Here is a 23,649-nt window from a genome sequence, read left to right as displayed (position 1 = left end):
ACCGCCTGTCCACGATGGTGCGTCACGCGCTGCTGCCCGCCGGAAAGCTGATCCGGCCGATCATGGCGTTGGAGTCGGCCGTCGCCGCCGGCGGCCGCCCGGAGCCGGTGCTGCCGGCCGCGCTGGGGCTGGAATACCTGCACGTCGCGACGCTGGTCCACGACGACATCATCGATGGCGACGCGACCCGGCGGGGACGGCCGACCGTGTCGGCGGCGTACGGCACCCCGGACGCCATCGTCACCGGCGACGCGCTGATCTTCACCGCCTTCACCGCGATCGTGGAGTGCCGGGCCGGCGGGGTGCCGGCCGACCGGATCGTCGCCGCCGTCGACGCGCTCGCCGGGGCGGGTTCCGACCTGTGCCGCGGCCAGGTGCTCGAGGCCGGACTGGCCGGCGACCCGGCCGGTGCCGCGACGGAATACCTGGAGATGGTCCGGCTCAAGACCGGCGCGCTGTTCCGGGCGGTGTGCCAGATCGGCGCCCTGCTCGGCGGCGCGGACGCCGAGCGGGCCCGGCTGCTCGCCGGCTACGGCGAGAGCGTCGGGATCGCCTTCCAGATCCGCGACGACCTGCTGGCCTACACCTCCGACGCGGCGACGATCGGCAAGTCGACCACCAGCGACCTGGCCAACGGCCGGCCGACGCTGCCGGTGCTGCTCGCCCACCGGGCCGGCGGGCCGGCCCAACGCCGGCAGCTCGCCGAGGCACTGAGCCGGGGCTGCGCCGACCCGGCGGCGCTGGCCGGGGTGCGCGACATCGTGCGCGCCACCGGGGCGCTGGCCGCCGCCCGGGACGTGGCCGCCGAACACGCCGGCCGGGCCCACCGGCGACTGTCCACACTCGACGAGTCGGCGGCCCGGGACACGCTGGCCGCCATCGCCGGCTGGGCCGCGGTGCCCGGATGACGGCCGTCGCGGGGCGCCGGCACACCACCCTGATCGCCCACGTGCAGACCTGGCGCCCCTACACGCTGTGGTACGTCGGCCTGCTCGGCCTCGCCGGCGCCGGCCTCGGCGGTGGCGACCGGGACTGGTGGCGGCTGCTCGCCGCCTGGGCGACCCCCACCATCGGCTGGATCGGCGGACACTACCTCGGCGACTACTTCGACCGGCGGCTCGACGCGATCAGCAAGGCGCACCGGCCGATCCCGTCCGGGCGGCTGCGCCCGCAGGCGGCGCTCGGCTGCGGCGTGGCGTGCTTCGTCGGGGTCGGGGCACTGGCGATCGCCGGCGGCCTCGGCACCGGCCTGGTCGCCGTGCTCGCCGCGATCGGGATCGTCGCGTACGGCAAGGGGCTGAAGGCCCGCGGGCTGTCCGGCAACCTCGCCCGTGGGGCGCTCGGCACCCTCGCCATGCTCTACGGCGCGCTGGTCGTCGCCCCGGTCGGCGGGTGGCCGCTGGTCGCCTTCGCCGTCGCGTTCTGGGCGCACGACACCGCGTCGAACCTGGTCGGCACGATCCGCGACGTGGCCGGCGACCGGGCCGGCGGCTACCGGACCGTACCGGTGCGGCACGGCGACCGGATCGCGGCCGGCATCGCCCTGCTGTTCTACCTCGCCGCCGTGGCCGCCGCCGCGGTCGGCGGACTGGTCCGGCCGGTCGACTCGCCGCTGACCGGCGGGCGGGGCGGCTACCTGGTGCTGCTCGCCCTGACCGCCGCCGTCGGGTTCGCCGCCTTCGCGACCCTGCTGCCGCGCCGCGACCAGCTTTCGATACGGACCGCGTTGCGGGCCCACGAACTGCTCGTCCTGGAACGGATCGGCTTCGCCGGGGCGGCCATCGGGCTCGGCTTCGGGCTCCTGCCCGCCGTCGTGCTGGTCGTACCGGCGCTGACCGTGAGCTGGTGGACCCAGGCCCGGATGCGGGCCGCCTACGAACTCGGCCCGCCCGCTCCCCCGGCCGGGGCCACCGGCCCGTCCACCGGTGCCCCGCCCGCCGGGCAGGCCACGTCCGATCCGTCCTGAAGGGAGCGCCGATGCCCCCCGTACCCGTGGACCGCGTCGCCGCCGCCGTCGCGGCCGGTGCCGAGGAACTCTTCGGCCACCAGCGCCCCGACGGCGCGTTCACCGACCATCCGCCGGCGTCGGTGCTCGGCACCGCGGGCGCGATCACCGCCCTGCACGCCGCCGACCCGGCCGGCTCGGCGGAACTGGTCCGCGGCGGCGCCGCCTGGCTGCGCGCCGCGCAACGCCCCGACGGCGGCTGGGGCGGGGTGCTCGGCGCCGACAGCGAGGTGGTGCCGACCGCGGTCGCCGCCGCGGCGCTGCGCGTCGTCGCCGGCACCGGTGACGCCGAGACGGACGCCGCGGTCGCCGCCGGCCAGCGGCGGCTGGCCGAATTCGGCGGGGTGGCGGCGGTGACCGACCGGGCGGTGGCCGTACTCTGCCAGCAGTTCCAGGCCCTCGCCGGTTTCCCGGAGGCGCCGGCCCCGCGCCGGCTGCCGCTGGAACTGGTGCTGTTCGACGGCGTACGGCGGGACCGGATCTCGTTCCGCACCGCACCGTTCATCGGCATCGCGCTGCTCCAGGGCGCGACGATGCCGACCGGCGCGCTGCGCCGGGCGACGCTGAAGCTGGCCCGGCCGGCCGCGCTGCGCCTGCTCGAGGCGATCCACGAGCACGAGGGGCGCACCGGCGCGTTCAGCGAGGACCCGTGGCCGGCCGCCCTGGTCTGCCTGGGCCTGGCCCGCGCCGGCGAGGCACCGCACCTGGTCGAGGCGATCGCCGGCTTCCTGCGCCGGGCCGTACGCCCCGACGGCGCCTGGGACGCGGTCACCAACCTGGACCTGACCAAGTCGGCGTTCGCGCTGACCGGCCTGGTCGCCGCCGGGTACGCCGCCGACCCGCGACTGGCCGCGACCCGCGAACTGTTCCACCGCACCCAGCAACGCAACCCGTTCCCGGTCTTCGACTGCCCGGCCGGCGGCTGGAGCTTCTCCGGCGCCGACGGCTGGCCGGTCACCCTGGAGTCGGCCGAGATCGTCGCCGGCCTGGCCGGGCTGCCCGGCGCCGCCGACGACCCGGTGCTGCGCCGCGGCGTCGGCTGGCTGACCGAACGCCAGGACACCCGCGGCTCGTGGAGCCTGTGGGTACGCGACACCAAGCTCGCCAACGACGGCCCCTGCCCGGCGATCACCGCCCAGGGGGTCGTCGCCCTGCTCGACGCCGGCCACACCCCGGACAGCCCGCCGGTGGCCCGGGCCGTCGAATGGCTGCGGACCGCGCAGCGGCCGGACGGGTCGTACGAGAACCTGTGGTACCGCGACCACACCTCCGGCACCGCGACGGTCCTCGACGCGCTCGCCCGCGCCGGCCTCGCCGGTGACCCGGTCGCCGTACGGGCCCGGGACCGGCTGCTGGCCGCCCAGCGCGACGACGGCTCGTTCGGCCCCGGCGACGACCGGCCCGGCTCGGTCGAGGAGACCGCGTGGGCGGTCCACGCGCTGCTCGCCGCCGGGCTGCCGGCCGACGACGAACGGATCTCGCGCGGCGTCGGCTGGCTGTTGGACGCCCAACTGCCCGACGGGTCGTGGCCGGCGACCCGGCTCTGCGTCTACATCCGGCACCACATGCACTACCCGAACTCGATCATCACCCGTGGGCTGGCGCTGCGTGCCCTGGCCGCGCACCGGTCCGCCGCGACCCGCGCCGCGCACGGCACACCGACCCCGGGGGCGCGGGCGTGACCACCGACGTCGTCGTCTGCGGCGCCGGCGTCGGCGGGCTGGCCAGCGCCCACGCGCTCGGCGCGCTGGGGCTGCGGGTGCTGGTCGTCGACCGGCAAGACGGTCCCGCCGACGTGCCCAAGGGCGAGATCCTGCAACCGGAGTCGGTACGCGTCCTCGACGCGTTCGGCGCGCTGCCGGCCGTGCACGCCGGCGGCGCGGTCCCGGTGGCCCGGCTGGCGATCCGCGACCCGGCCGGCCGGGCACTGCTCAACCTGGACTACGCCGACCTGGCCGGCGACCACCGGCAGATCCTGTGCACCGGCTACCCGAACGTGCTCGACGCCCTGACCGGCGTGCTCGGGCCGGGCGTGGAGGTACGGCGCGGCGTCACCGTCACCGGGGTGCTGCGCGACGACACCGGCCGGATCGCCGGCATCCGGGCGGTGCGCGACGGCCGGCCGCACGACATCGCGGCCCGGCTGGTCGTCGCCGCCGACGGGCTGTCGTCGAGGCTGCGGGCCGACGCCGGGCTGACCGCCCGCCGGCAGGCGTACGACCACCGGCTGGTCGCCTTCGACCTGGCCGGGGTACACGTCGACGACGAGGTGACCGCGTACGCCGGCGACCGGGGGCTGCGCCTGGTCTACCCGCTGCCCGGCGGCCGGTGCCGCCTCTACGTGCAGGTCGAGCCGGACGAACTGCGCGGCGGCGGCGACCTGTCCGACTGGTCGGCGGCGGTGCTGGAAGGCACGCCGGCGCTCGCCCCGCTCGCCGACGCGCTGCGCGCCGCGCTGCGGACCCGGCAGATCCTGGCCGTGCACCGGCTGCGCGCCCCCCGGCTGTCCACCCCCGGGCTGGCCCTGGTCGGCGAGGCGGCGCACGCGGTCCACCCGATGGCCGCGCAGGGCATGAACAGCTCGCTGGTCGACGCCGAGACCCTGGCCCAGCGGGTCGCGGCCGCCGGCACCGACCCGGCCGCGCTGGACCGGGCGCTGCGCGAATACCACGCCGCCCGGCTGCCCCGGCTCGACCACACCGCGACCGTCAGCCACAACGCGTCGCGGATGCTGACCACCACCACCGGCCTGCCCCGGGTGCTCGGGCGCCGGATGATGCGGCACACCTCGACCAACCGGCGGCTGCTGCGGATCACCACCGGCAACCTCGCCGGGGTCGGCGTACACCGGCTGACGGCCCTCGACCGGCTCCACCAGTTCGGCCTGCTGCCCGACCCGCGCGCGAACGACCGTCCCCGACAACCCGCGACCGAGAGCGAGACCCTATGACCACCCCCGTCGACCTGTCGATGAACGAGACGCCGTACCCGCCGCTGCCGAGCGTGCGCCGGCTGGTCGAGCAGGGGGCCGGGCAGCTCAACCGATATCCCGACCACGCGTCGAAGGCGCTGGTCGGCGCGATCGCCGGGCACCTGGACGTGCCACCGGAACACGTGCTGGTCGGGCCGGGCTCGGCCGGGCTGTGCCAGCACGTCATCGCCGGCCTCGACCGCACCCGTGGCGAGGTGCTGCACGCGGCGCTGTCGTTCGAGGCGTACCCGCTGCTGATCGCGAACGGCGGGGCGCGGCCGGTGCCGGTGCCGATGGACGGCTTCCGGCACGACCTGGCCGCGATCGCCGACGCGGTCACCGCCGACACCCGCGCCGTGCTGCTGTGCAACCCCAACAACCCGACCGGGGCGGTGCTGCACCGCGCCGAGGTCGAGGCGTTCCTGGACCGGATCCCGCCCGAGGTCGTCGTGATCATCGACGAGGCCTACCGGGAGTTCGTCACCGACCCCGACGTGCCCGACGGGATCGACCTCTACCGGGGGCGCGACAACGTCTGCGTGCTGCGGACCTTCTCGAAGGCGTACGGGCTGGCCACCCTGCGGGTCGGCTACGCCGTCGCGGGCGCCCGGGTCGGGGCGGCCAGCCGGATGGCGGGCATGGTCTTCTTCCCCGGTGGTCTCGGGCAGGCCGCCGCGGTGGCCTCGCTGGCCGCCGACGCCACCGCCGAACTCGCCACCCGGCTCGCCGACCTGGCCGCCGAGCGGCGCTGGCTCGCGCAGGCGCTGACCGGGTACGGGCTGCCGGTCGCGCCGAGCGAGGCGAACTTCCTGTGGCTGCCGGTCGGCGACGGCTCCGCCGGGTTCGCGCAGCGGCTGGGTGAGGCCGGCGTGCTGGTACGGCCCTATCCCGGCCACGGCGTACGGATCACGGTCGGCGACCGGCCGGCGAACGAGCGGCTGCTCGCGGCCGTACGTGAGACCACGGTCAGCCCGGTGCCGTGACCACCACACCCGAGAGGAACCTCGTGACCACCGACGACCCGCTGCTGACCGTGGTGGTGCCCGCGTACGACAACGGGCACCTGCTCGAAATGACCCTGCACTCGCTGACGCTGCAGACCCTGCCCCGGGACAGGTTCGAGGTGATCGTCGTCGACGACGGCTCGAACGTGCCCGTCGAGCCGGTCGTGGCACGCTACGTCGACCGGCTCCCCCTGACCTACCTGGCGAACGAGGTGAACCGGGGGCGCTCGGTGACCCGCAACCGGGCCATCGCCGCCGGCCGGGGCGAGATCGTGCTGTTCCTCGACGCCGACCAGCCGGCGCATCCGACCACCCTGGAGCGGCACCGCGACTTCCACGTCGGCCGTGGCCTGCGCCCGACCGTCCTGCTCGGCCGCAGCCTCGCCCTGGACTGGGGGGCGATCGACGCGCTCAAGCGCGGCGAGACGCCGGACCACCGGGTGATCGGCGACTACAACGAGGACATCCGCGACTACCTGCTCTTCGCCCCGAGCCGGCGCCGGGACTGGAAACGCGCCCCGTGGATCTACGGGCACACCAACAACGCGTCGGTCGACCGGGCGACCCTGGACGCGGTCGGCGGGTTCGACGAGAACCTGGTCACCTGGGGTGGCGAGGACAACGAGCTGTTCTACCGGATCTTCCACCACCACGGCGACGACATCGACCTGTTCCACCTCGGCGACGAGGCGATCACCTACGACCTGCCGCACTTCCGGGTCATGCCGATGCTGATGTCGCAGCTCACCCAGAACATGCGCTACCTGGCGCAGAAACACCCGCGCTTCGACATGGAGTTCTTCGGCTACCCCGGCAACTGGGCCAACGCCATACGGCGGATCATGCGCTTCGAGGACGCCCTGGCCGCCTGCGAACGGCACGGCCTCGGCCGGGTCGACACCCTGCCGGCGCCGGTGCTGGCCGAACTGGAGGACCGGGACTGCCTGCTGATCGGCTACGGCGCCAGCAAGGTACGCCTCGGCGACGGTGGCCGCACGTTCGACTACGACGCCCCGCTCGGCGAACAGAACTGGCACCTGGCCGGGGTGGTGACCGGCCTGGAGGACCAGCGGTTCGAGCGGGTGGTCAGCGTCGACCTGTGGCGGCTGTTCGCGCCCGAGGAGCTGGGCGCGTTCCTGGTCGAGTCGGTGCGGATCGGCCGGCGGGTCGACCTGGTCAGGTCGGCGGCCACGGTGACGCCGGCCGACCTGCTGCCGTTGCAGATCGTCGACGACCTGGAGTTCATCCGGATCACCATCGAGCCGTACTTCCGGCTGGAGGTGACCGAGGTGGAGGGGACGCGGACGGTGTCGCTGCTCGGGCCGCGCGGGTGATTCCGGCATGCGGGTCCTGATCAGCACATGGGGCTGGCGGTCGCACTTCTTCCCGCTGGTCCCGCTCGGCTGGGCGCTGCGGGCGGCCGGGCACGAGGTGCTCGTCGCCAGCCAGCCGGCGCTGGTCGGGACGATCACCGCCGCCGGGCTGCCGGCCGTCGCCGTCGGTGCCGACCTGGACTTCGCCGAGGTGTTCGGCGGCCGGATCGGCCGGGTCGCCGACGGGGACGAGGAGGAGCCGGCGCCGGACTCGGTCGCCCCGATGATCACCGCGGACGGCGGCGTCGTCCGGTACGCCGACGCGATGCTCGACGCCCTGGTCGCCGCCGGCCGGTCGTGGCGGCCCGACCTGGTGGTGTACGAGCCGTACAACCTGGCCGGCCCGATCGCCGCCGCCGCCCTGGACGTGCCCGGCGTACGGCACCTGTGGGGGCCGGACTCCAGCACCGCGATCGAGATCGACGAGGACGGGATCATCGCGCCCCGGGCCGCCCGGTTCGGTGCCGGAAGCGTCGACCTGGCCGGGGCGCTGACCCTCGACCCGTGTCCGGCGCCGATGCAGGTGCCGCTCGCCGGTCCGGCGCTCCCGATCCGGTTCGTGCCCTACAACGGGCCGGCGGTCCTGCCGGGCTGGCTGCTCGACCCGCCGCGGCGCCCCCGGATCTGCCTGACCTGGGGCACGATGATGGCCGGCGTCGACCTGCCCGGCACGCTCGCGTTGCGCACGGTCGCCGAGGCGCTGTGCGGGCTCGGCGCCGAGATCGTCGTCGCCGTCGACGCCGCCCAGCACGCCGACCTCGCCGGGCTGCCCGCCGACGTACGGGTGGCCGACTCGCCGCTGGCCCTGCACCTGCTGCTGCCCGGCTGCCGGGCGCTGGTGCAGCAGGGCGGGGCCGGCACCACGATGACCGGGCTGGCCTGCGGGGTGCCCCAACTCGTCCTGCCGCAGGTCAGCGACCAGCACTTCAACGCCGTACGGCTGGCGGCGACCGGCGCCGGCACCGTCCTCACCGACGACGCGGTGACCGGCGAGCGGATCCGCGAGCGGGTCGCCGACCTGCTCGCCGCCGACCACTGTCGCGACGCGGCCCGGGTGGCGGCCGACCGGGTGGCGGCGGCGCCGAGTCCGGCCGACGTCGTCGCAGCGCTGCAGGAACTGGTCCACACCAGAGAGGTTGCCGCCGTATGAGCGTGTCGTATCCGTTCACCGCCCCGTCGATGCACGAGCCGGCGCCGGAGTTCGGCGAGCTGCGCGAGAAGTGCCCGGTCGCCGCCGTGACGCTGCCCGACGGCACGCCGGCCTGGCTGGTGACCAGGCACGAGGACGTCCGGCAGGTGCTGGTCGACCCGCGGTTCAGCCGGGCCGCGGCGACCGCGCCCGGTGGACCGGAAAGCGAGCTGGGCGCGCTGACCTCGGAGTCGCTGATCGGGCTGGACCCGCCCCGGCACACCCGGCTGCGGCGGCTGGTCGCCGGCGCGTTCACGCCGAAGCGCGTCGAGCGGTTGCGCCCCCGGGTCGCCGAACTGGTCGACGGGATGATCGACGTGATGGAGGGGATGCCCCGCCCGGTGGACCTGGTCGCCAACCTGTCGATGCCGCTGCCCGTACAGGTGATCTTCGAGATGTTCGGGGTGTCGCCCGCCGACCGGGACCCGTTCCTGCGCTGGTCGGCGGCGCTGATGGGCAAGTGGGACCAGGACCCGGAACGGACCCGGGCCGCGCTCGACGGGTTCGCCGGCCTGATCGCCGCCAAGCGGGCGGCCCCCGCCGACGACATGCTGACCGCCCTCATCGCCGCCCGCGACGAGGAGGACCAGCTCACCGAGCGCGAGCTGGTGATGCTCTGCATCGGGGTGCTGATCGGCGGCCACGAGACGACCGCCAACCAGATCAACCTGTTCCTGCTCACCCTGCTACGCGAACGCGACCGGTGGGAGCGGCTGGTCGCCGATCCGGACGCGCTCCCCCGCGCCGTCGAGGAGCTGCTGCGCTACGTCCAGCTCGGCGACAGCGGTGTCGGGCAGGTCCGGCTCACCACCGAGGAGGTGACGCTCGGCGGCACCGTGATCCCGGCCGGCGCCGCCGTGCTGCCGGCGATGGTCGCCGCCAACCGCGACCCGGCGGTCTTCGCCGACCCCGACCGCCTCGACCTGGCCCGCGCCGACAACCCGCACCTCGGGTTCGGTGCCGGGGTCCACTACTGCCTCGGCGCGCAGCTGGCCCGGATGGAGCTGCAGGAGGTCCTCGCCGCGCTGCTGCGCCGGATGCCCGGGTTGCGGATCACCGTGCCGCAGGAGGAGCTGCGGTTCAAGTTCGGCATGGCCGTACGCAGCCTGGAGACGTTGCCGGTCACCTGGTGACGGCGCGGGTACCCCCTGGTTCTCCCGGGTGCGGTCTTCCGCACCCGCTGATTGCGCCGAAGTCGGGGGTCGCCCTCATGGCCGATGCCGCCCTCGGGTCCATACCCTGGTCGGCATGTCCCGCCTGTCGCAACTGTCCACGTACGTAGCTTCGCTGGCCCAGGAGTCCGATCCGTCCGAGGGGGGCCTGGTCGGGTTCGTGACCGACCTCATGGAGTGGCTCGGGGCCCCCGGCGCCGGTCTCGCGGTCGCCCTGGAGAACCTGTTCCCGCCGATCCCGAGCGAGGTCATCCTGCCGCTGGCCGGGTTCACCGCCAGCCAGGGCAAGATGAACCTGTTCGCCGTGATCGTCTGGACCACGATCGGCTCGGTCGTCGGTGCGATGGCGCTGTACTACATCGGGGTCGCACTCGGGCGGGACCGGGTCCGCGCCATCGCGGCACGGCTGCCGCTGGTGAAGCTGAGCGACGTCGACCGGACGGAGGCGTGGTTCATCCGGCACGGGGCCAAAGCGGTCTTCTTCGGACGGATGATTCCAATCTTCCGGAGTCTCATCTCCATCCCGGCCGGCGTCGAACGGATGCCGATCCCCACGTTCCTGCTGTACACCACGCTGGGCAGCCTGATCTGGAACACCGTGTTCGTCATGGCCGGCTACCTGCTCGGCGAGAGCTGGCACACCGTCGAGGCGTACGCGGGCACCTTCCAGAAGATCGTCATCGTGGTCGGGGTGCTCGCCGTGGCCGGGTTCGTCATCGCCCGCGTCGTCAAGGCACGACGCGGACAGCCGGCGACCGACGGCGACGACGTGCCGGCCGACGGCGACGTCGCGCGGCCCGGCGACCTCGCGCGGCCCGACGGCGACATCCCGCGGCCCGACTTCGTCGAGCCCTACCCGCCGGAGGCCGCGGTCGAGCCGTACACCCAGCCGTGGGCGGGCACCGCGGGCCACGCCACCCGCGGCACCGTCTACGGATCCGCACGCGTCCCGGCACACGGGGCCGGGACCGCCCCGCGCGGCACCCTGTACGGCACCCCACGCCGGCCGGCGGACGACCACTGACTCGCGTAGCTTGTTGCCATGCCGATCGAGGACGTCACGCCCGAGGCGGTGCGACCCGTACGCCGACCGTGGCTGGTGCAGAACTGGCGGGAACTGACCTTCGTGCACTGGCCGACGGATCCCGCCACGGTCGCTCCGCTCCTGCCGCCCGGCACGGCACCGGACACCCTGGACGGGGTCACTTACGTCGGGCTGGTCGCGTTCCGGATGGTCGGCCTCGGGCCGATGCGCGGCCCCGGGATCCCGTACCTGGGCACGTTCTGCGAGACCAACGTACGGCTCTACAGCGTGGACGGTACCGGCCGGCGGGCCGTGGTGTTCCGCTCCCTCGACGCGGCGCGGCTGCTGCCGGTGCTGACCGCGATCGCGACCCTGCGGCTGCCGTACAAGTGGGCGTCGATGCGGCTGCGCCGCGAGGGCGACCTGCTGACGTACACCACCCGGCGGCGCTGGCCGGGCCGTGCGGCCGGCGCGATGACGGTACGGGTGGGTGAGCCGATCGCCGAGCCGACGGCGTTGGAGCACTTCGTCACCGCCCGGTGGGGCCTGCACACCCGGGCCTTCGGCCGCACGATCCACCTGTCGAACGAACATCCCCGGTGGCCGCTGCACCGGGCGACGCTCCTCTCACTTTCCGACGAACTCCTGCCGGCAGCGGGACTGGCGAAGCCGACGGAGGCACCGGTGAGCGTGCTGTACGCCCCCGGCGTGCCGGTACGGTTCGGCGGGCCGTCGGTCGTGTGAGGAACGGCGCCCTCCCACCGCAATAACGAGGTTCGGCCTGCCGGACCGCGCGAGTGTCTGGTGCACGCGTTGACCTTGGCGTCGCAGGCCTCGAACTGGGCGAGGGCCGCCGTACCGGTCTCCGCCGCCCCGCTGGGTACGCCGTGGGGCGCGCCTCGGGCCCGATCGGCTTCGGTCAGGACGGCGGTGAGGCGGTTGGTGCCGTCGCGGAACGCGTTCTGACGGGTGGGTCAAGCGCGGCCACGGGCTTTGGCCGCACAGGCTCAGGGGCGTAGCGGCGGGTCACCGGATGCCAGCGGCGTGGAGCTGTCGGATGGCGTCGGGGTCGATGCTGGTTCTCGCCAGCGAACCGGGCGGTGACCCCCCACCACTGAGCGCGCCCACGATCACCGCGATGAGCAGCAACGGCATGAGCAGCGTCCTGACCAACATGGCCCAGCACGCCTTGCCACCGATCCGACCGCCGTCCTTGACCCGCACGAGCTGCGTACCGGTGAGGACCGCGCCGAGCGCACGCCCGTTGCCGTAGCACAGGCCGTACAGCAACGGCACCACGAACAACAACGAGACCGCCAGCAGGGCGACGGTCCCGTCGGGGAGGCCCGCCGCGACGGCCACCAATGACAAGACGACGAAACCCACCCCGACACCCAGCACGTACACCACGAAGTCGACGAGCCACGCCAGGAACCGCGCGCCCCCGCTGGCCTCGACGTACAGGGTGCCGTCGTCGAACGCCGCGAGCCGTTTGGCGGTTCGCCGTCCGAGCACGCGTTCCGCGTGCTCCCTGGCGACCTCCAGTCGGGTCGGCGGCCGGCCTGTTCCGCGGACTGTCACAGCGCTCTCCTTGTCGTGTCGTCGCCATAGTCTGCGCCAACCCCGGAGCGTGACCGGGAACGACCCCACCGTCAGGCCCCGGCCGGCCGGGCGCACGATCACGACGGCGCCGGGGGCAGCGTCAAGCCCAGGAGGATCAATGGCACCGCGGGCATCGGTTCCTCGCTGCGACCGGCGTCATCCCAGAGGCTGGGACCTTCCATGTACATCTACCGCTGGAGAACCTGGCGATCAGCCCCAGCGCGGCTTCACCTTGATCAAGGAAGCTAACGTTGTCACCGTCGACGAACAGCGCCGCAAGCTTCAGCTGGCCGCGACGCCTGCGGGCCAGGGCTGGGCCCGATCGGCCCTGGCCGGCTCACCCACTCTTCGAGGAGACGTCATTGGGACGAGACGCCCTGCGGTGGCCGATGCCGGTCATCGCGCTCGTGCTGGGCCTGCCCCTGTTGACCGGCTGCGCCATCGACAAAGGCACGGCACTCGCCTCGGACTTCGAAGAAGACTGGGCCGGCACGCCAGACGTCGTGGATATCCGCACCACCGATAACAACACGCTGCCCTTCCTCGGAACGGCGACCGGTGTGGTGATCCTCAAGGACGGCACTTCGGCCGACCGCGTAACCGAACTGGCAAACGAACTGAGGGAGTACGTCGCCAGTAACGACAAGACCACCGGCAGGATCACGGCGGATGGCATCACCTTCACCGTGGTAGCGGACAAGACGCGCACCGACGAGGTACTGGCGCTGTGGCGGTCACTGACGGACGACGACCGAGTGATGAACGGCGACATCAAGGATGCGCCCGGGAAAGAAACCGACCGCTGGGACATTGAGGTCACCGCGGCCGATCCGACTGACGCAATCGCGGTGTTCAAGGACATGATGACCGATGGCGACCGGCACCTGCCACTCTCGCAAGCGACCTCCCTGGAGGTCAGCACGGAGCACGGTGTGCGGCCCTCGCTTCACGTCGAGACCGACTTCCACGACGGCTTCCCTGCCGAGGCGATCGCCGCGTACGAGGCGGTGGCCGCTCGGTATCCAGTCGTCGGTGCGACTCTGCGACGCGATCCTACGACCGGATCGGCGGTAAGCATCGTCGTGGCGGACAGCGGGGATCTGGACCGTGCCGGCGAACTCGCCAGGGCCGCGGCGCCGAACCTCGCTGCCGCAATCAAGGTCACCAGCGACAACAGCGACTGATCTGGGTGCGGACTGAGCGCCGCGTTCAGGACCGCCCTAAGTTGATCATCTTTCGTGCCGGCCGGTCGCGGCGATGTCCCGGTAACATCCTTCCTGGGCAGAATCACCACGGGCCGCCCCAGACCACCGAAATGCCCCACCGAACAGACGCTCGGCCGCGGGTCTGTGGTAGGCAGTCCCGGTGGATCGACAGACGCTCAGCGCCTTGGCGCACTCGGACCATCCCATCGCCGCGCCGGCCAGCGAGAGCACGGTGGACCGCCTGCTCGGCCGCGCGATCCGCCGACCGGACGCCCACCTGCTGGACCTGGGCTGCGGTGAGGGGGCGTGGCTGCTGCGGGCGCTTCGGACACATCCGGGGGCCACGGCGGTGGGCGTCGACATCTCCGGGCAGGGATTCGACCGGACCCTCGAATCGGCCGCCCGCCTGGGTGTCGCGGACCGGCTCGAACTGCGCCAGGAGGACGTGACCCGGTACCGATCCTCCCGCAAGGCCGACGTCGTGCTCAGTGTCGGCGCCGCGTACGCCTTCGGTGAGCTGTTGCCCACGCTGGAGGCCGCCCGCGGGCACCTCGCCGACGACGGCGTGGTCCTTCTCGGCGACTGCTTCTGGGAGCGGGAGCCCGACCCGGCGCTACGCGCCGAACTGGAGGACGGCCCGCAGAAGTACGGCGATCTGCCGACCACGGTGGCCCGCGTGGTCGCCGACGGGTGGACGCCGGTCCACGGGCATGTCAGCACCCTGGCGGAGTGGGACGAGTACGAGTGGAACTGGACCGGGTCGCTGGCCCGGTGGGCGCTGGACCATCCCGACCACCCCGACCGTGACCAGGCTCTGGAGGTGTCCGCCGCCCACCGTCGCAGCTGGCTCGAAGGCTACCGCGGGGTGCTCGGGTTCGTCTTCCTGCTGCTGCGGCCCAGCCCCTGATGACGGGCGGATCGAGGACGTCACGCCCGAGACGGTACGGCCCGGCGGCGCTGGCCGGGCCGCGGCCGGCGCGATGACGGTACGGGTGGGCGAGCCGTCGGCGGTGTGAACCGTACGCGGGATATCGGCCCCGGCAACCGACCGGCTAGCGTCACCGGGTGGACCTCCGGCAGGCCTGGATCTCGCTACGGGACGCGGAACGCGACGGCGACGAGGCCACCATCGCACGGGCGGCGGAGGCGCTGGCCGAACTGCCCGATGACGTCGCCGAGCGCCGGATGCTCGCCGAGATCCTGGGGTACGCGGCCGGGGCACTGATCAAGCTCGGCCCCGGACACCTCGACGCCGCGGTCGCGCTCGCCGACCGCGCGGTGCGGCTCGATCCGGATGCCGAGCTGGCGATGAGCCTGCCGCTCGCGCTAGCCCTCCGCTCGGCGGCGACGACCAGACTGGCCGATCTCGACCGGTCGATCGCCGTCGCCGGTCGACTGTCCACCGACGAGGCGATGTTCGCGGTCGCGACGACGGCGATGCGGGCCGCACGCGGCGGGTCGCTCGACGAACTCGACGCCGCGATCGACCTCGGCCGCCGGGCGGCAGCGGGCCTGCGGCGCGGCGCCCCGGTCCGTCAGGTGCGCGCGGTGAGTCTCGGTGACGCCCTGTTCGCGCGTTTCCTGCGTACCGGGGACCTGGCGGCGTTCGTGGAAGCGGTCCGCGTCGTACGGGAGGCGACGTCGGCCCGGGACCACGACATCCGCGCCTATGCGATGTTGCGCCTCGGCGAGTTCTACCTGGCCGGCCCTGGCTTGCCCCGGTTCATGCTGCTGTTCCAGGCCAGGCAGGCGGAGCGGCTGAGCCGGCCGGTACGCATGGTCCGCGCCCGGGCGCTGCACCTGCTCGGCCAGGTGCAGCGACTGCGCGGCGACCACCGCCGGGCCGTCTCCGCGTTCGCCGAGGCGGCGGGGCTTGCGGATGCCGAGCCCGTACAGCGGGCCGTCAACGCGCGGCTGTGGGGTGACACCGCCGCCGAGGCCGGCGACCACCACGAGGCCCTCGCCGGCTACCGGGCGGCGCTCGACCTGCTGCCCTGGATCACCTCCTGGCGCGCGGACCGCGTCGACCGGGAGCACACGCTGACGGCGTTCGTGGGCCTGGCCCGCGACGCCGCGGCGGTGGCCCTCCAGGTCGGGGATCCGCAGGCCGCCCTGGTGCTGCTGGAGCAGGGCCGGGGTCTCCTCCTCGATCAGCTCATGTCGCCGCGCGCCCGGCTCGACGAACTCGAACGCGTCGCGCCGCGCCTCGCCGAACGTCTGGACGACACGATCGCGGCCATGAACGAGCCGGCGACGGTCGGCGAGGACCTGACCGGACGGGCCCGGCTGGTCCGGAAACTCGACGAGGTTTCGGCGGCCATCCGCGGTCTTGACGGCTTCGCGCGCGGGGGTCTGCCGCCGCTGTTCGCCGACCTCGAGGGTGCCGCGCGGGACGGACCGGTGGTCGTGGTCAACGTCGCCGCCAGCCGGTGCGACGCGCTGATCCTGACCGCCTCGGGCATGACGACGCTGCGTCTGACAGAGCTGACCCTCGCCGACGCCACGGCCCAGGCCGAACGGCTACCGGACGCCGACGACGACGTACTCCGGGAGATCCTGGCCTGGTTGTGGCGCACCACCGTCGGCCCGATCCTCGGGCACCGCGCCCTGCGGCCGCTGCTCGACGCGTCGGCGCCGCCGCGCCTGTGGTGGGTGCCGACCGGCCCGCTGGCCCTGCTGCCGCTGCACGCCGCCGGCGACGCGCTCGACCTGGTGGTTCCGTCGCTCGCCCCGACCGTGACCGCACTGCTGCGTAGCAGGGCGAAGTCGGCGCCGGTCGCCGAAGCGCGGATGGCCGTGGTGGTCGTCGACCAGGTTCCGGGCCTGCCCACCCTGACCGGGGCCCGCCGCGACGCACGGATGCTCGCCGACCGGGCCACCCGTCTCGACGGGCTGGCGACATCCGGGCCGCAGGGCTACGGCGTCGTGCACTACGCCTGTCACGCCACCACCGATCTCGGCAGCCCGTCCGAGAGCCACCTGGTCCTCGGCCCGGAGCTGCGACTGTCGGTCACCGACCTCACCCGCTGGCACCTGCGGCACGCCGAACTCGCGTTCCTGGCCGCGTGCGGCACGGTCCGCACCAGCGGCGCCCTCGCCGACGAGGCCGTACACATCGCCGGCGGCTTCCTGACCGCCGGTTACGCCCAGGTGATCGCCACGCTCTGGAGCGTCAACGACCAGCTTGCCCACCGCGTCGCCACGCACTTCTACGCCGGCGACCCGCTCGACGCCGCCCGCGCCCTGCACCATGCGGTGAGGGTCATCCGGCGGCATCCGACGTATGGTGAGCACCCGACGGCGTGGGCGGCCTATGTCCATCTGGGCCGCTGACACCGCCGCAATACGCAGTGTGTTCCGGAAACCGATGCGCTATCCCCTGAGCTACGGGGGCACGATGACCCAAACTAGCTAGCACCGGCTGTCAGCGCTGCGGCAAGGAGCCGCAGGCGCGATCGACGCCGGGACCGCCACGAGCGGATCGCACGACGACCACACGTACCCGGTCTGGACGGGCCACCTTCAACAACCGGCACGGTCGATCACCGTCGCTAAAGCACACATCGGACATGCCACGAAGGCCATCGATACCCGCTCATGCCGGCCGGTCTCGTCGAACTGTCCGTAGGCGCGAGTCGTGAACTTGGGAAGGGAAAGGCATTGCGGCGGCCGCTACGGTGGACGCAAGGCATCGATACACGCTGCTACGGGGGTAACGATGGATCCGATCACGGCCGGGATCCTGTCCGCGACACTGGTACCGCTGGCCGCCGGTGCCGCCGGTGAAGCCGGCAGGCAGGCATGGGAATCCCTCACCTCGTTCGTCCGCGACCGGTTCGGTCGCGGCTCCGACGCTGACACCGCTGCCCAGACGCTGGCGAGCCACCCCGGCGAGGTCGTGCATGGCGAGGTTCTCGGCCGGATCCTCGAACACGGCGCCGCGACGGACGAGCAGATCGCGGCCTGGCTGCGTACCTGGCTGCGCGACGCCGGCACGCTGACCGGACAGCCAGCGACCGGGACCAGTGTGACGAACACGGTCAGCGGCCATGCTCAGGTTCACGGCCCGCTCATCCAGACGCACACCATCTCCGGGCCGATCACCTTCGGCCCACCGGTCCTGGTACCGCCGCCGGCCGGGCCCTCGGCGACCACGGCCGGCATCGGTTCGGTCCCCCAGGCCAGCGACGGCGCCCAAGTCGCCGCGGCCGGTCCCGTCCATGTCAACGACCGCCCGGTCACATGACCACCACCTCCCCGGCCGGAGACCACGATTACCCCACAGTCGTCCGGGTCTCGGAGGCGGGTACCGATAACGATGTGTCGGGTGTGGTGGCGGGGCCGGTGGTGCAAGCGGGTGCGCTGCACGGTGGGGTGCATGTTCACCAGTCGATGCCGGCGCCGCCGCCCAAGGCCGAGCGAACGCTGCCCGCGGACGTGCCCGGCTTCGTCGGACGGCACGACGAACTCGCCCGGCTGCTGGCCGCCGTCACCGACGCGGCCGACGGTCAGGTGCAGGCGGTCGCCGTCCATGCTGTGGACGGGATGGCCGGAATCGGCAAGACCGCCCTCGTCGTGCACGCCGCCCACCACCTCGCCGCTCGGTTCCCCGACGGGCAACGATTCATCGCCCTACGGGCGCACGCTCCCGGCCAGCCCCGTGTCGACCCCGCCGCCGCTCTGGAGACCCTGCTCCAGGCCGATGGCGTCGCCGCCGAACAGATCCCGGCCGGTCTCGACGCCCGGGCCGGACTGTGGCGTCACCGGATGACCGACAAGAAACTCCTGCTCGTCCTTGACGACGCCGCCGACACCAACCACGTCACACCACTGCTACCCGCCGCACCCGGTTGCCTCGTCCTGATCACCAGCCGTCGGAAACTGACCACCCTGCCCGGCGTCACCCTACTCGCGCTGGACATTCTCCCACCCGACCAGGCCGTGGAGCTGTTCATCGAGCGTGCCGGGCACCGCGCCCTCCATGAACCGGAAGCCGTCTACCGGATCACCGCCCTGTGTGGATATCTGCCGCTGGCGATCACCTTGACCGCTGCCCGCCTGCACACTCACCGCACGTGGACCGTCACCGACATCGCCGACGACCTCACCGAAGCCCGCGACCGGCTCGCCGAACTCGCCAGCGGCGACCTCGCCATCACCGCCGCCTTCGACCTGTCCTACCACGACCTATCCAGCGACCGGCAGCGGCTGTTCCGACGCCTCGGCCTGCACCCCGGCCCTGACCTCGACCGCTACGCCACCGCTGCACTCGACAACACAACCCTCACCCAGGCCCGCCGAAGTATGGAAGACCTCCTCGAACATAACCTGATCACCGAACCCCACCGCGGCCGCTACCGCTTCCACGACCTCATCGCCGTACACGCCCGCATTCTCGCCACCACCGACCCGAAAACGAACCAGGACGCCGCCCGCGACCGCCTGCTCGACTACTACCTGCATACCGCCACCGCCGCCGCCCGCCATCTCCCCCACCACACCTCACCCACCAGCCCCACTACCTGGCCAGCACCCACACACGCCCCTACCATCACCAACCCCGAGCAGGCCACCGACTGGCTCACCCGCGAACAACCCAACCTCGTCGCCGCCACCGTCTGGGCCGCTGCCCACCACCACCCGGCAGCGATCGGAATCCCCAAGGCCCTGCAGAGCCACCTCCGTGCCCACGGACCCTGGGACCTCGCCCAGGACCTGCACCACACCGCCCTGGCCACAGCCCGCCACATCGAGAATCAACCCGCACAAGCCCACACCCTGACCAACCTCGCCATCGTGCAGCGCTTGACCGGCGACTACGCGGCGGCAGCCACCAACTCGCAGCAGGCCCTCGACATCTCCCAGCAATTCGGCGACCCGCACGGCCAGGCCGATGCTCTCAACGCCCTCGCCCGTGTACAGCAGGCGACCGGCGACTATGCGGGGGCGGCCACCAACTCGCAGCAGGCCCTCGACATTTCCCAGAGACTCGGCCAACGGCACGGCCAGGCCGACGCCCTGGAAACCCTCGCCCACGTCCTGCGTGCAACCGGCGACTACGCGGCGGCGGCCACCAACGCACAGCAGGCCCTCGACCTGCACCAGCAACTCGGCAACCCACACGGCCAGGCCGATGCTCTCAACGCCCTCGCCCGTGTACAGCACGCAACCGGCGACTACGCGGCGGCAGCCACCAACGCACAGCAGGCCCTCGACCTGCACCAGCAACTCGGCAACCCACACGGCCAGGCCATCACCCTGAACACCCTCGCCCGTATACAGCACGCAACCGGCAACTACGCCGCAGCAGCCACCACCGCACAGCAGGCCCTCGACATCTCCCAGCAACTCGGCCGACGGCACGGCCAGGCCAACGTCCTGAACACCCTCGGCCTTGTCCCGCACCGGGTTTGATGGAGACATCGAAACCTGGGAGGAATACCTGCGATGCCCGCACCGAAGAAGTACAACGATGAGCTGCGTGAGCGTGCGACTCGGTTGGCCGTCGAGGCGCGCCGGGACCCGGCGTCCGCGGTGGGTGCGATCCGGCGGATCGCCGGTCAGCTCGGGGTTCATCCCGAGGCGTTGCGCACGTGGGTGAAGCGGGCCGAGACCGACGCCGGGCAGCGGCCGGGCACCACCGGCAGCGACGCCGAACGCCTCGCCGCCCTCGAACGGGAGGTGCGTGAGCTGCGGCGGGCGAACCAGATCCTGAGGTCCGCGGCGAGTTTCTTCGCGGCGGAGCTGGACCGTCCGTCGCGATGAAGGTCGACTTCGTCGACTCCCAGAAGGCCGAACACGGTGTCCAGCCGGTCCTGCGGGCGCTCGAAGACACGCCGGCACAGATCGCACCGTCGACCTACTACGCCGCCAGGACCCGCCCCGCCAGCGCTCGCTCACGGCGCGATGAGGAGCTGGCCGCGATGATCGAACAGGTCCACGCAGCCAACTACGGCGTCTACGGCGCCCGCAAGATCTGGCACGAGCTGCACCGCCAAGGGGTGCCGGTGGCCCGGTGCACCGTCGAACGGCTCATGCGTGAGTCCGGGCTGCGTGGGCTGCTGCGCGACAAGGCGCCCCGCACCACCCGGCCGGCAGCCGAGACCAGCCGCCCTGCTGACCTGGTCAGACGGGACTTCACCGCGGCGGGGCCGAACCAGCTGTGGGTCGCGGATCTGACCTACGTACGAACCAGCGTGGGCTGGGTGTACGCCGCGTTCGTCCTCGACGTGTACTCCCGCATGATCGTCGGCTGGCAGGTGTCCACCTCGCTCTACACGGATCTGGCCCTCGACGCGCTGAAGATGGCGATCTGGCGCCGCGGAAACCAACACGCTGACCTGCGTAAACTGGTCCACCACTCGGACAGGGGAGTCCAATATCGAGCGATCCGCTACACCCAGCGGCTTGCCGAGGCCGGCGCCGTCGCCTCGGTCGGCTCCAAGGGCGACTCGTTCGACAATGCCATGGCCGAGGCGTTCAACTCCCTGTACAAGGCCGAACTCGTCCGCAACACCGGCCCCTGGCGCGGCCTCGACGACCTGGAGATGGCCACCGTCGAATACATCGACTGGTACAACAACCGCCGCTTGCACGGCGAACTCGGACACATCCCACCCGCCGAACACGAGGCACTACACGCGATGACCCACCCGCTCACCGCACCCCTGAAAACCAGCTAACCAACTCTCCATCAAACCCGGGGCTTGACACCTCGTCCAGCAGGCGATCGGCGATCCCACCACGGCAGTTGCCACCCTCCAGCGGGCCCTCGACCTCTTCCACGACGTCGGTGACCCTGACGGCCAAGCCGAAACCCTCAACCACATCGGGCAGATACAACTCACCACCACAACGCTCGGCATCGCCCACGAGCAGTTCACGGCAGCACTCGACATCGCCCGCCGTGTCCATGCACCAGCCCATGAAGCCCGCGCCCTCGAAGGCATCGGCACCTACGCACTCCGGCATGGACGCCGTGACGAAGGCCTCGCACACCTGCGTAACGCCCTGACCATCTGCCGGCGCATCAACTCCCCGAACACCGTCCGCATCGAAGCCGCCCTCAGCCATCAGGACGACTGAATACCGGCGGACGTACCTGCTTCGTGCACGGTCAAGCGTGCATCCGATCATGGTTTGGTCGGCGATGCCGCGGCTGGCTCAGATCGGCTGTGGCTGTCTGTCTCAGCGCGCGACGAGGTGATACGTCGCCGTCACTCTGAACCCATGCCCGTCGGTGCCGTCCAAGCGGACCGTGTGCGCGCCGGACGAAAGCTGGTCGACCATGGCCCAGATACCCCAGACCCGCATGGGAACGACCCGTCGGACGCGGGTGACCGGGTTGAATAGAGCACCCCGGACATCGAACATCGTTGCCGCGTCGATGGTGACGACCGGGTGCTGCTCTCCGTCGACGTGAACGGTGCCGCGTGCGCGAGGCAGTGGCGGGATGTACGTGCCGTTGGGACACTCATGATTGGCTCCGTGACCAGCTTTCCTGCGCGGGCGCGCCGTGTCCGCGACAGCGCCCTCTCGCCGCAGCGCAGGCTCTACGCGTTACGGGAGTGCGCTCTGCACTGTGCCCCGTACGGATTCCGTGCCACCTGGCACCACCTGGTCGTCGCCGCCCGTATCCCACGCAGGCTCACCGACGATCTCGACGCGCTCGTGCGCGCCGCCGACGAACTACAGCGGACACGCGACGTGGTCCTGCATCGTGCGCAGGAGTACGCCGCGTTGCGGCGTCGAGAGAAGGCGGCTGGCATGCGAACCCCACGGACGCTGTCGCCCTGGAACTCGTGGGGCTGGTCCCGGATCGCCTACTGTCCCGACCCTGAGCACCACCCGACGGAACCTCTCGCCACGGTCGTCCAGGCGGTCCTCGATCGCCACGATGCCGGCATCAACCCCGACAGGCACTGCCTGGCATGCGGCACCGAACGGCGCCGCCCGGGCCATGCATGCCCGACCTGTGGCGTCCATCCGGACGGCCCCGCCGCACCCTGGCGTGCCTCCCAAGCCGAGGAACGCTGGCAACAGGTCTGGCACCGTGAGCTCGACGACCGGCCGACGCCCGTCCCATGATTTCGAGGTGCACGAATCTGCCGCTGATCGAGCGGCACTACGTCACGCCATCAGGGCGGCCTCCAGGTCGCGGCGTGTCAGAGCGGCGCCCGCAACGGACTGACACGGCGACCACCGCGATGCCCCGGCGTGCGGCGCCTGGCCTCGCGCAGGCCACCAGCAGTACGCCGTGCGGGACGAATGGCAGCCGGCGGCTTGGCGCGTGAACGCTCGCCAGGTCAGGCGGCCGGAGTCAGGCGTACGCCTCGACGACGGTCCCCGTGTAGAGCATCGCCGCGTCCATCGCGAGGCTACCGACAGACGGCGGGGGTGCGGGCCGGGTCCTGGCCCGCACCCCCGACGCGGACGGGGCGCGGCGCCCGGCGTCGCGGTCGTCATCATCTGGGCGCTGGGTCGCTCAGGTCCAGCTTGAAGGCGGGGCCGGGCCGTGACGGCCGCCAGCCGGCCGTCAGGGCTTGACGGACGCCTGCGGCCACTGTCCCGGGCAACACCGGTTGGCTCGGCAGTCCGAACCAGTTGCCGGGATGGGCACAGGGCAGCGCCGCGACCAACAGGGCACCCGGCTGTTCCGCCTGCTCGACGACGAAGGTCAGTGGCGACCAGCCATTCCCCTGGGAATAGGTCGGCCTGCGCCGAACCGACCAACGGAAGGCGACGCCGTCGACGGTGATCCGTCGAGAACCCTTGATTGCCAGTGTCATCCGTAACCTCGCCTCTCCAGCACTGTCTGGGCGAGCACCGTAGGCAGGGATCCGATGTCGCTGCTATCGAATTACCGCTTCCGTTCGCACCGGTGCGTGCGGCTCGTACCCAGGGCGCCAGTTGACGAAGGCCGGCGGTACGTCGACCATCCCTGGTGTTGCTCGAGGTGTACGTCGTGACCGGCGTCCGGAACGACGACGTGCGTGACGTCGGTGCGTGAGGCGCACATCCGGGCCGGTCCTGCCCGCTGGATGCCAAGGATCTCTCACGCCCGCCCCTCGGCAGGGTCTGGCGGCCACGTACGGCACGTTGGGG

Annotated in this window: 19 protein-coding genes and 1 pseudogene; 17 read left to right on the top strand and 3 right to left on the bottom strand. The window is 72.4% G+C overall.

From position 1 onward, the window contains the following. Positions 1 to 14 precede the first annotated feature (14 nt). From QCD66_RS17055 to QCD66_RS17010, 10 genes are all read left to right on the top strand, one after another. Positions 15 to 908 (top strand): polyprenyl synthetase family protein, encoded by an 894-nt coding sequence (locus QCD66_RS17055; RefSeq protein WP_407567199.1) that lies wholly within the window; start codon positions 15 to 17, stop codon positions 906 to 908. Next, positions 905 to 1,966 carry a UbiA family prenyltransferase gene (locus QCD66_RS17050; protein WP_375736150.1) on the top strand — a complete coding sequence of 354 codons (1,062 nt, stop codon included), beginning with the start codon at positions 905 to 907 and terminating at the stop codon, positions 1,964 to 1,966. The genes QCD66_RS17055 and QCD66_RS17050 overlap by 4 nt, the downstream gene beginning before the upstream one ends. A gap of 11 nt (positions 1,967 to 1,977) precedes the next feature. After that, positions 1,978 to 3,687 carry a prenyltransferase/squalene oxidase repeat-containing protein gene (locus tag QCD66_RS17045; protein ID WP_407567198.1) on the top strand — a complete coding sequence of 570 codons (1,710 nt, stop codon included), beginning with the start codon at positions 1,978 to 1,980 and terminating at the stop codon, positions 3,685 to 3,687. Continuing rightward, positions 3,684 to 4,955: an FAD-dependent oxidoreductase gene (locus tag QCD66_RS17040; RefSeq protein ID WP_375736484.1), complete on the top strand. Its 1,272-nt coding sequence runs from the start codon at positions 3,684 to 3,686 to the stop codon at positions 4,953 to 4,955. Before QCD66_RS17045 ends, QCD66_RS17040 begins: the two co-directional genes overlap by 4 nt. Further along, positions 4,952 to 5,959 (top strand): histidinol-phosphate transaminase, encoded by a 1,008-nt coding sequence (locus tag QCD66_RS17035; RefSeq protein WP_357534336.1) that lies wholly within the window; start codon positions 4,952 to 4,954, stop codon positions 5,957 to 5,959. The genes QCD66_RS17040 and QCD66_RS17035 overlap by 4 nt, the downstream gene beginning before the upstream one ends. After that, complete coding sequence (locus tag QCD66_RS17030) at positions 5,956 to 7,314, top strand: glycosyltransferase (protein WP_375736485.1); 1,359 nt, start codon at positions 5,956 to 5,958, stop codon at positions 7,312 to 7,314. Before QCD66_RS17035 ends, QCD66_RS17030 begins: the two co-directional genes overlap by 4 nt. A gap of 7 nt (positions 7,315 to 7,321) precedes the next feature. Then, entirely contained in the window at positions 7,322 to 8,503 is a 1,182-nt protein-coding gene (locus QCD66_RS17025) for a nucleotide disphospho-sugar-binding domain-containing protein (protein WP_375736486.1), read from the top strand. After that, the gene (locus QCD66_RS17020; protein WP_364219615.1) at positions 8,500 to 9,675 is read left to right on the top strand and encodes a cytochrome P450; all 1,176 of its coding nucleotides are present in this window, start codon (positions 8,500 to 8,502) and stop codon (positions 9,673 to 9,675) included. The genes QCD66_RS17025 and QCD66_RS17020 overlap by 4 nt, the downstream gene beginning before the upstream one ends. A 115-nt stretch (positions 9,676 to 9,790) precedes the next feature. Then, positions 9,791 to 10,738, top strand: a complete 948-nt coding sequence (locus tag QCD66_RS17015; RefSeq protein WP_375736487.1) for a DedA family protein — start codon at positions 9,791 to 9,793, stop codon at positions 10,736 to 10,738. A gap of 18 nt (positions 10,739 to 10,756) precedes the next feature. Then, on the top strand, positions 10,757 to 11,482 hold the full coding sequence (locus tag QCD66_RS17010) for a YqjF family protein (RefSeq protein WP_375736488.1): 726 nt from the start codon (positions 10,757 to 10,759) through the stop codon (positions 11,480 to 11,482). 282 nt (positions 11,483 to 11,764) lie between these two features. Here the strand turns inward: QCD66_RS17010 and QCD66_RS17005 are convergent, their stop codons facing one another. Further along, positions 11,765 to 12,319 carry an RDD family protein gene (locus tag QCD66_RS17005; RefSeq protein ID WP_375736489.1) on the bottom strand — a complete coding sequence of 185 codons (555 nt, stop codon included), beginning with the start codon at positions 12,317 to 12,319 and terminating at the stop codon, positions 11,765 to 11,767. Between the two features lie 410 nt (positions 12,320 to 12,729). On the opposite strand from QCD66_RS17005, the gene QCD66_RS17000 reads away from it, so the two are divergent. The 6 genes and pseudogenes from QCD66_RS17000 to QCD66_RS16975 all read left to right on the top strand — a co-directional run bounded on the left by QCD66_RS17000 (position 12,730) and on the right by QCD66_RS16975 (position 21,227). Continuing rightward, positions 12,730 to 13,524, top strand: coding sequence for a hypothetical protein (locus QCD66_RS17000; protein ID WP_375736490.1), 795 nt, complete (start codon positions 12,730 to 12,732; stop codon positions 13,522 to 13,524). A gap of 181 nt (positions 13,525 to 13,705) precedes the next feature. Beyond that, entirely contained in the window at positions 13,706 to 14,452 is a 747-nt protein-coding gene (locus tag QCD66_RS16995; protein ID WP_375736491.1) for an SAM-dependent methyltransferase, read from the top strand. Between the two features lie 158 nt (positions 14,453 to 14,610). Beyond that, entirely contained in the window at positions 14,611 to 16,878 is a 2,268-nt protein-coding gene (locus QCD66_RS16990; protein ID WP_375736492.1) for a CHAT domain-containing protein, read from the top strand. A 385-nt stretch (positions 16,879 to 17,263) separates the two neighbouring features. Continuing rightward, complete coding sequence (locus QCD66_RS16985) at positions 17,264 to 17,791, top strand: hypothetical protein (RefSeq protein WP_375736493.1); 528 nt, start codon at positions 17,264 to 17,266, stop codon at positions 17,789 to 17,791. A 98-nt stretch (positions 17,792 to 17,889) separates the two neighbouring features. Beyond that, complete coding sequence (locus QCD66_RS16980; RefSeq protein WP_407567197.1) at positions 17,890 to 19,959, top strand: ATP-binding protein; 2,070 nt, start codon at positions 17,890 to 17,892, stop codon at positions 19,957 to 19,959. 33 nt (positions 19,960 to 19,992) lie between these two features. After that, positions 19,993 to 21,227, top strand: a pseudogene (locus QCD66_RS16975) (IS3 family transposase). Here the strand turns inward: QCD66_RS16975 and QCD66_RS16970 are convergent. Continuing rightward, entirely contained in the window at positions 21,202 to 21,618 is a 417-nt protein-coding gene (locus tag QCD66_RS16970; RefSeq protein WP_375734844.1) for a hypothetical protein, read from the bottom strand. The pseudogene QCD66_RS16975 and the gene QCD66_RS16970 overlap by 26 nt on opposite strands. Before the next feature lie 414 nt (positions 21,619 to 22,032). On the opposite strand from QCD66_RS16970, the gene QCD66_RS16965 reads away from it, so the two are divergent. Then, the gene (locus QCD66_RS16965) at positions 22,033 to 22,632 is read left to right on the top strand and encodes a hypothetical protein (RefSeq protein ID WP_375734843.1); all 600 of its coding nucleotides are present in this window, start codon (positions 22,033 to 22,035) and stop codon (positions 22,630 to 22,632) included. Positions 22,633 to 23,009: 377 nt separating this feature from the next. On the opposite strand, the gene QCD66_RS16960 is transcribed toward QCD66_RS16965, so the two are convergent. Then, positions 23,010 to 23,333, bottom strand: coding sequence for a hypothetical protein (locus tag QCD66_RS16960; protein WP_364219585.1), 324 nt, complete (start codon positions 23,331 to 23,333; stop codon positions 23,010 to 23,012). Positions 23,334 to 23,649: the final 316 nt, after the last annotated feature.

The organism is Polymorphospora sp. A560 (assembly GCF_045781765.1).
GTDB classification, from domain to species: Bacteria; Actinomycetota; Actinomycetes; order Mycobacteriales; family Micromonosporaceae; genus Polymorphospora; species Polymorphospora lycopeni.
This window is presented reverse-complemented; position numbering and strand designations above follow the sequence as displayed.

Coding starts and splice junctions, on each gene's coding strand:
- QCD66_RS16985 (WP_375736493.1), top strand. CDS start 17,264: ATGGATCCGATCACGGCCGGGATCCTGTCCGCGACACTGGTACCGCTG.
- QCD66_RS17025 (WP_375736486.1), top strand. CDS start 7,322: ATGCGGGTCCTGATCAGCACATGGGGCTGGCGGTCGCACTTCTTCCCG.
- QCD66_RS17000 (WP_375736490.1), top strand. CDS start 12,730: ATGCCGGTCATCGCGCTCGTGCTGGGCCTGCCCCTGTTGACCGGCTGC.
- QCD66_RS17010 (WP_375736488.1), top strand. CDS start 10,757: ATGCCGATCGAGGACGTCACGCCCGAGGCGGTGCGACCCGTACGCCGA.
- QCD66_RS17015 (WP_375736487.1), top strand. CDS start 9,791: ATGTCCCGCCTGTCGCAACTGTCCACGTACGTAGCTTCGCTGGCCCAG.
- QCD66_RS16960 (WP_364219585.1), bottom strand. CDS start 23,333: ATGACACTGGCAATCAAGGGTTCTCGACGGATCACCGTCGACGGCGTC.
- QCD66_RS17020 (WP_364219615.1), top strand. CDS start 8,500: ATGAGCGTGTCGTATCCGTTCACCGCCCCGTCGATGCACGAGCCGGCG.
- QCD66_RS17055 (WP_407567199.1), top strand. CDS start 15: ATGGTGCGTCACGCGCTGCTGCCCGCCGGAAAGCTGATCCGGCCGATC.
- QCD66_RS17045 (WP_407567198.1), top strand. CDS start 1,978: ATGCCCCCCGTACCCGTGGACCGCGTCGCCGCCGCCGTCGCGGCCGGT.
- QCD66_RS17035 (WP_357534336.1), top strand. CDS start 4,952: ATGACCACCCCCGTCGACCTGTCGATGAACGAGACGCCGTACCCGCCG.
- QCD66_RS17050 (WP_375736150.1), top strand. CDS start 905: ATGACGGCCGTCGCGGGGCGCCGGCACACCACCCTGATCGCCCACGTG.
- QCD66_RS16970 (WP_375734844.1), bottom strand. CDS start 21,618: ATGGCTGAGGGCGGCTTCGATGCGGACGGTGTTCGGGGAGTTGATGCG.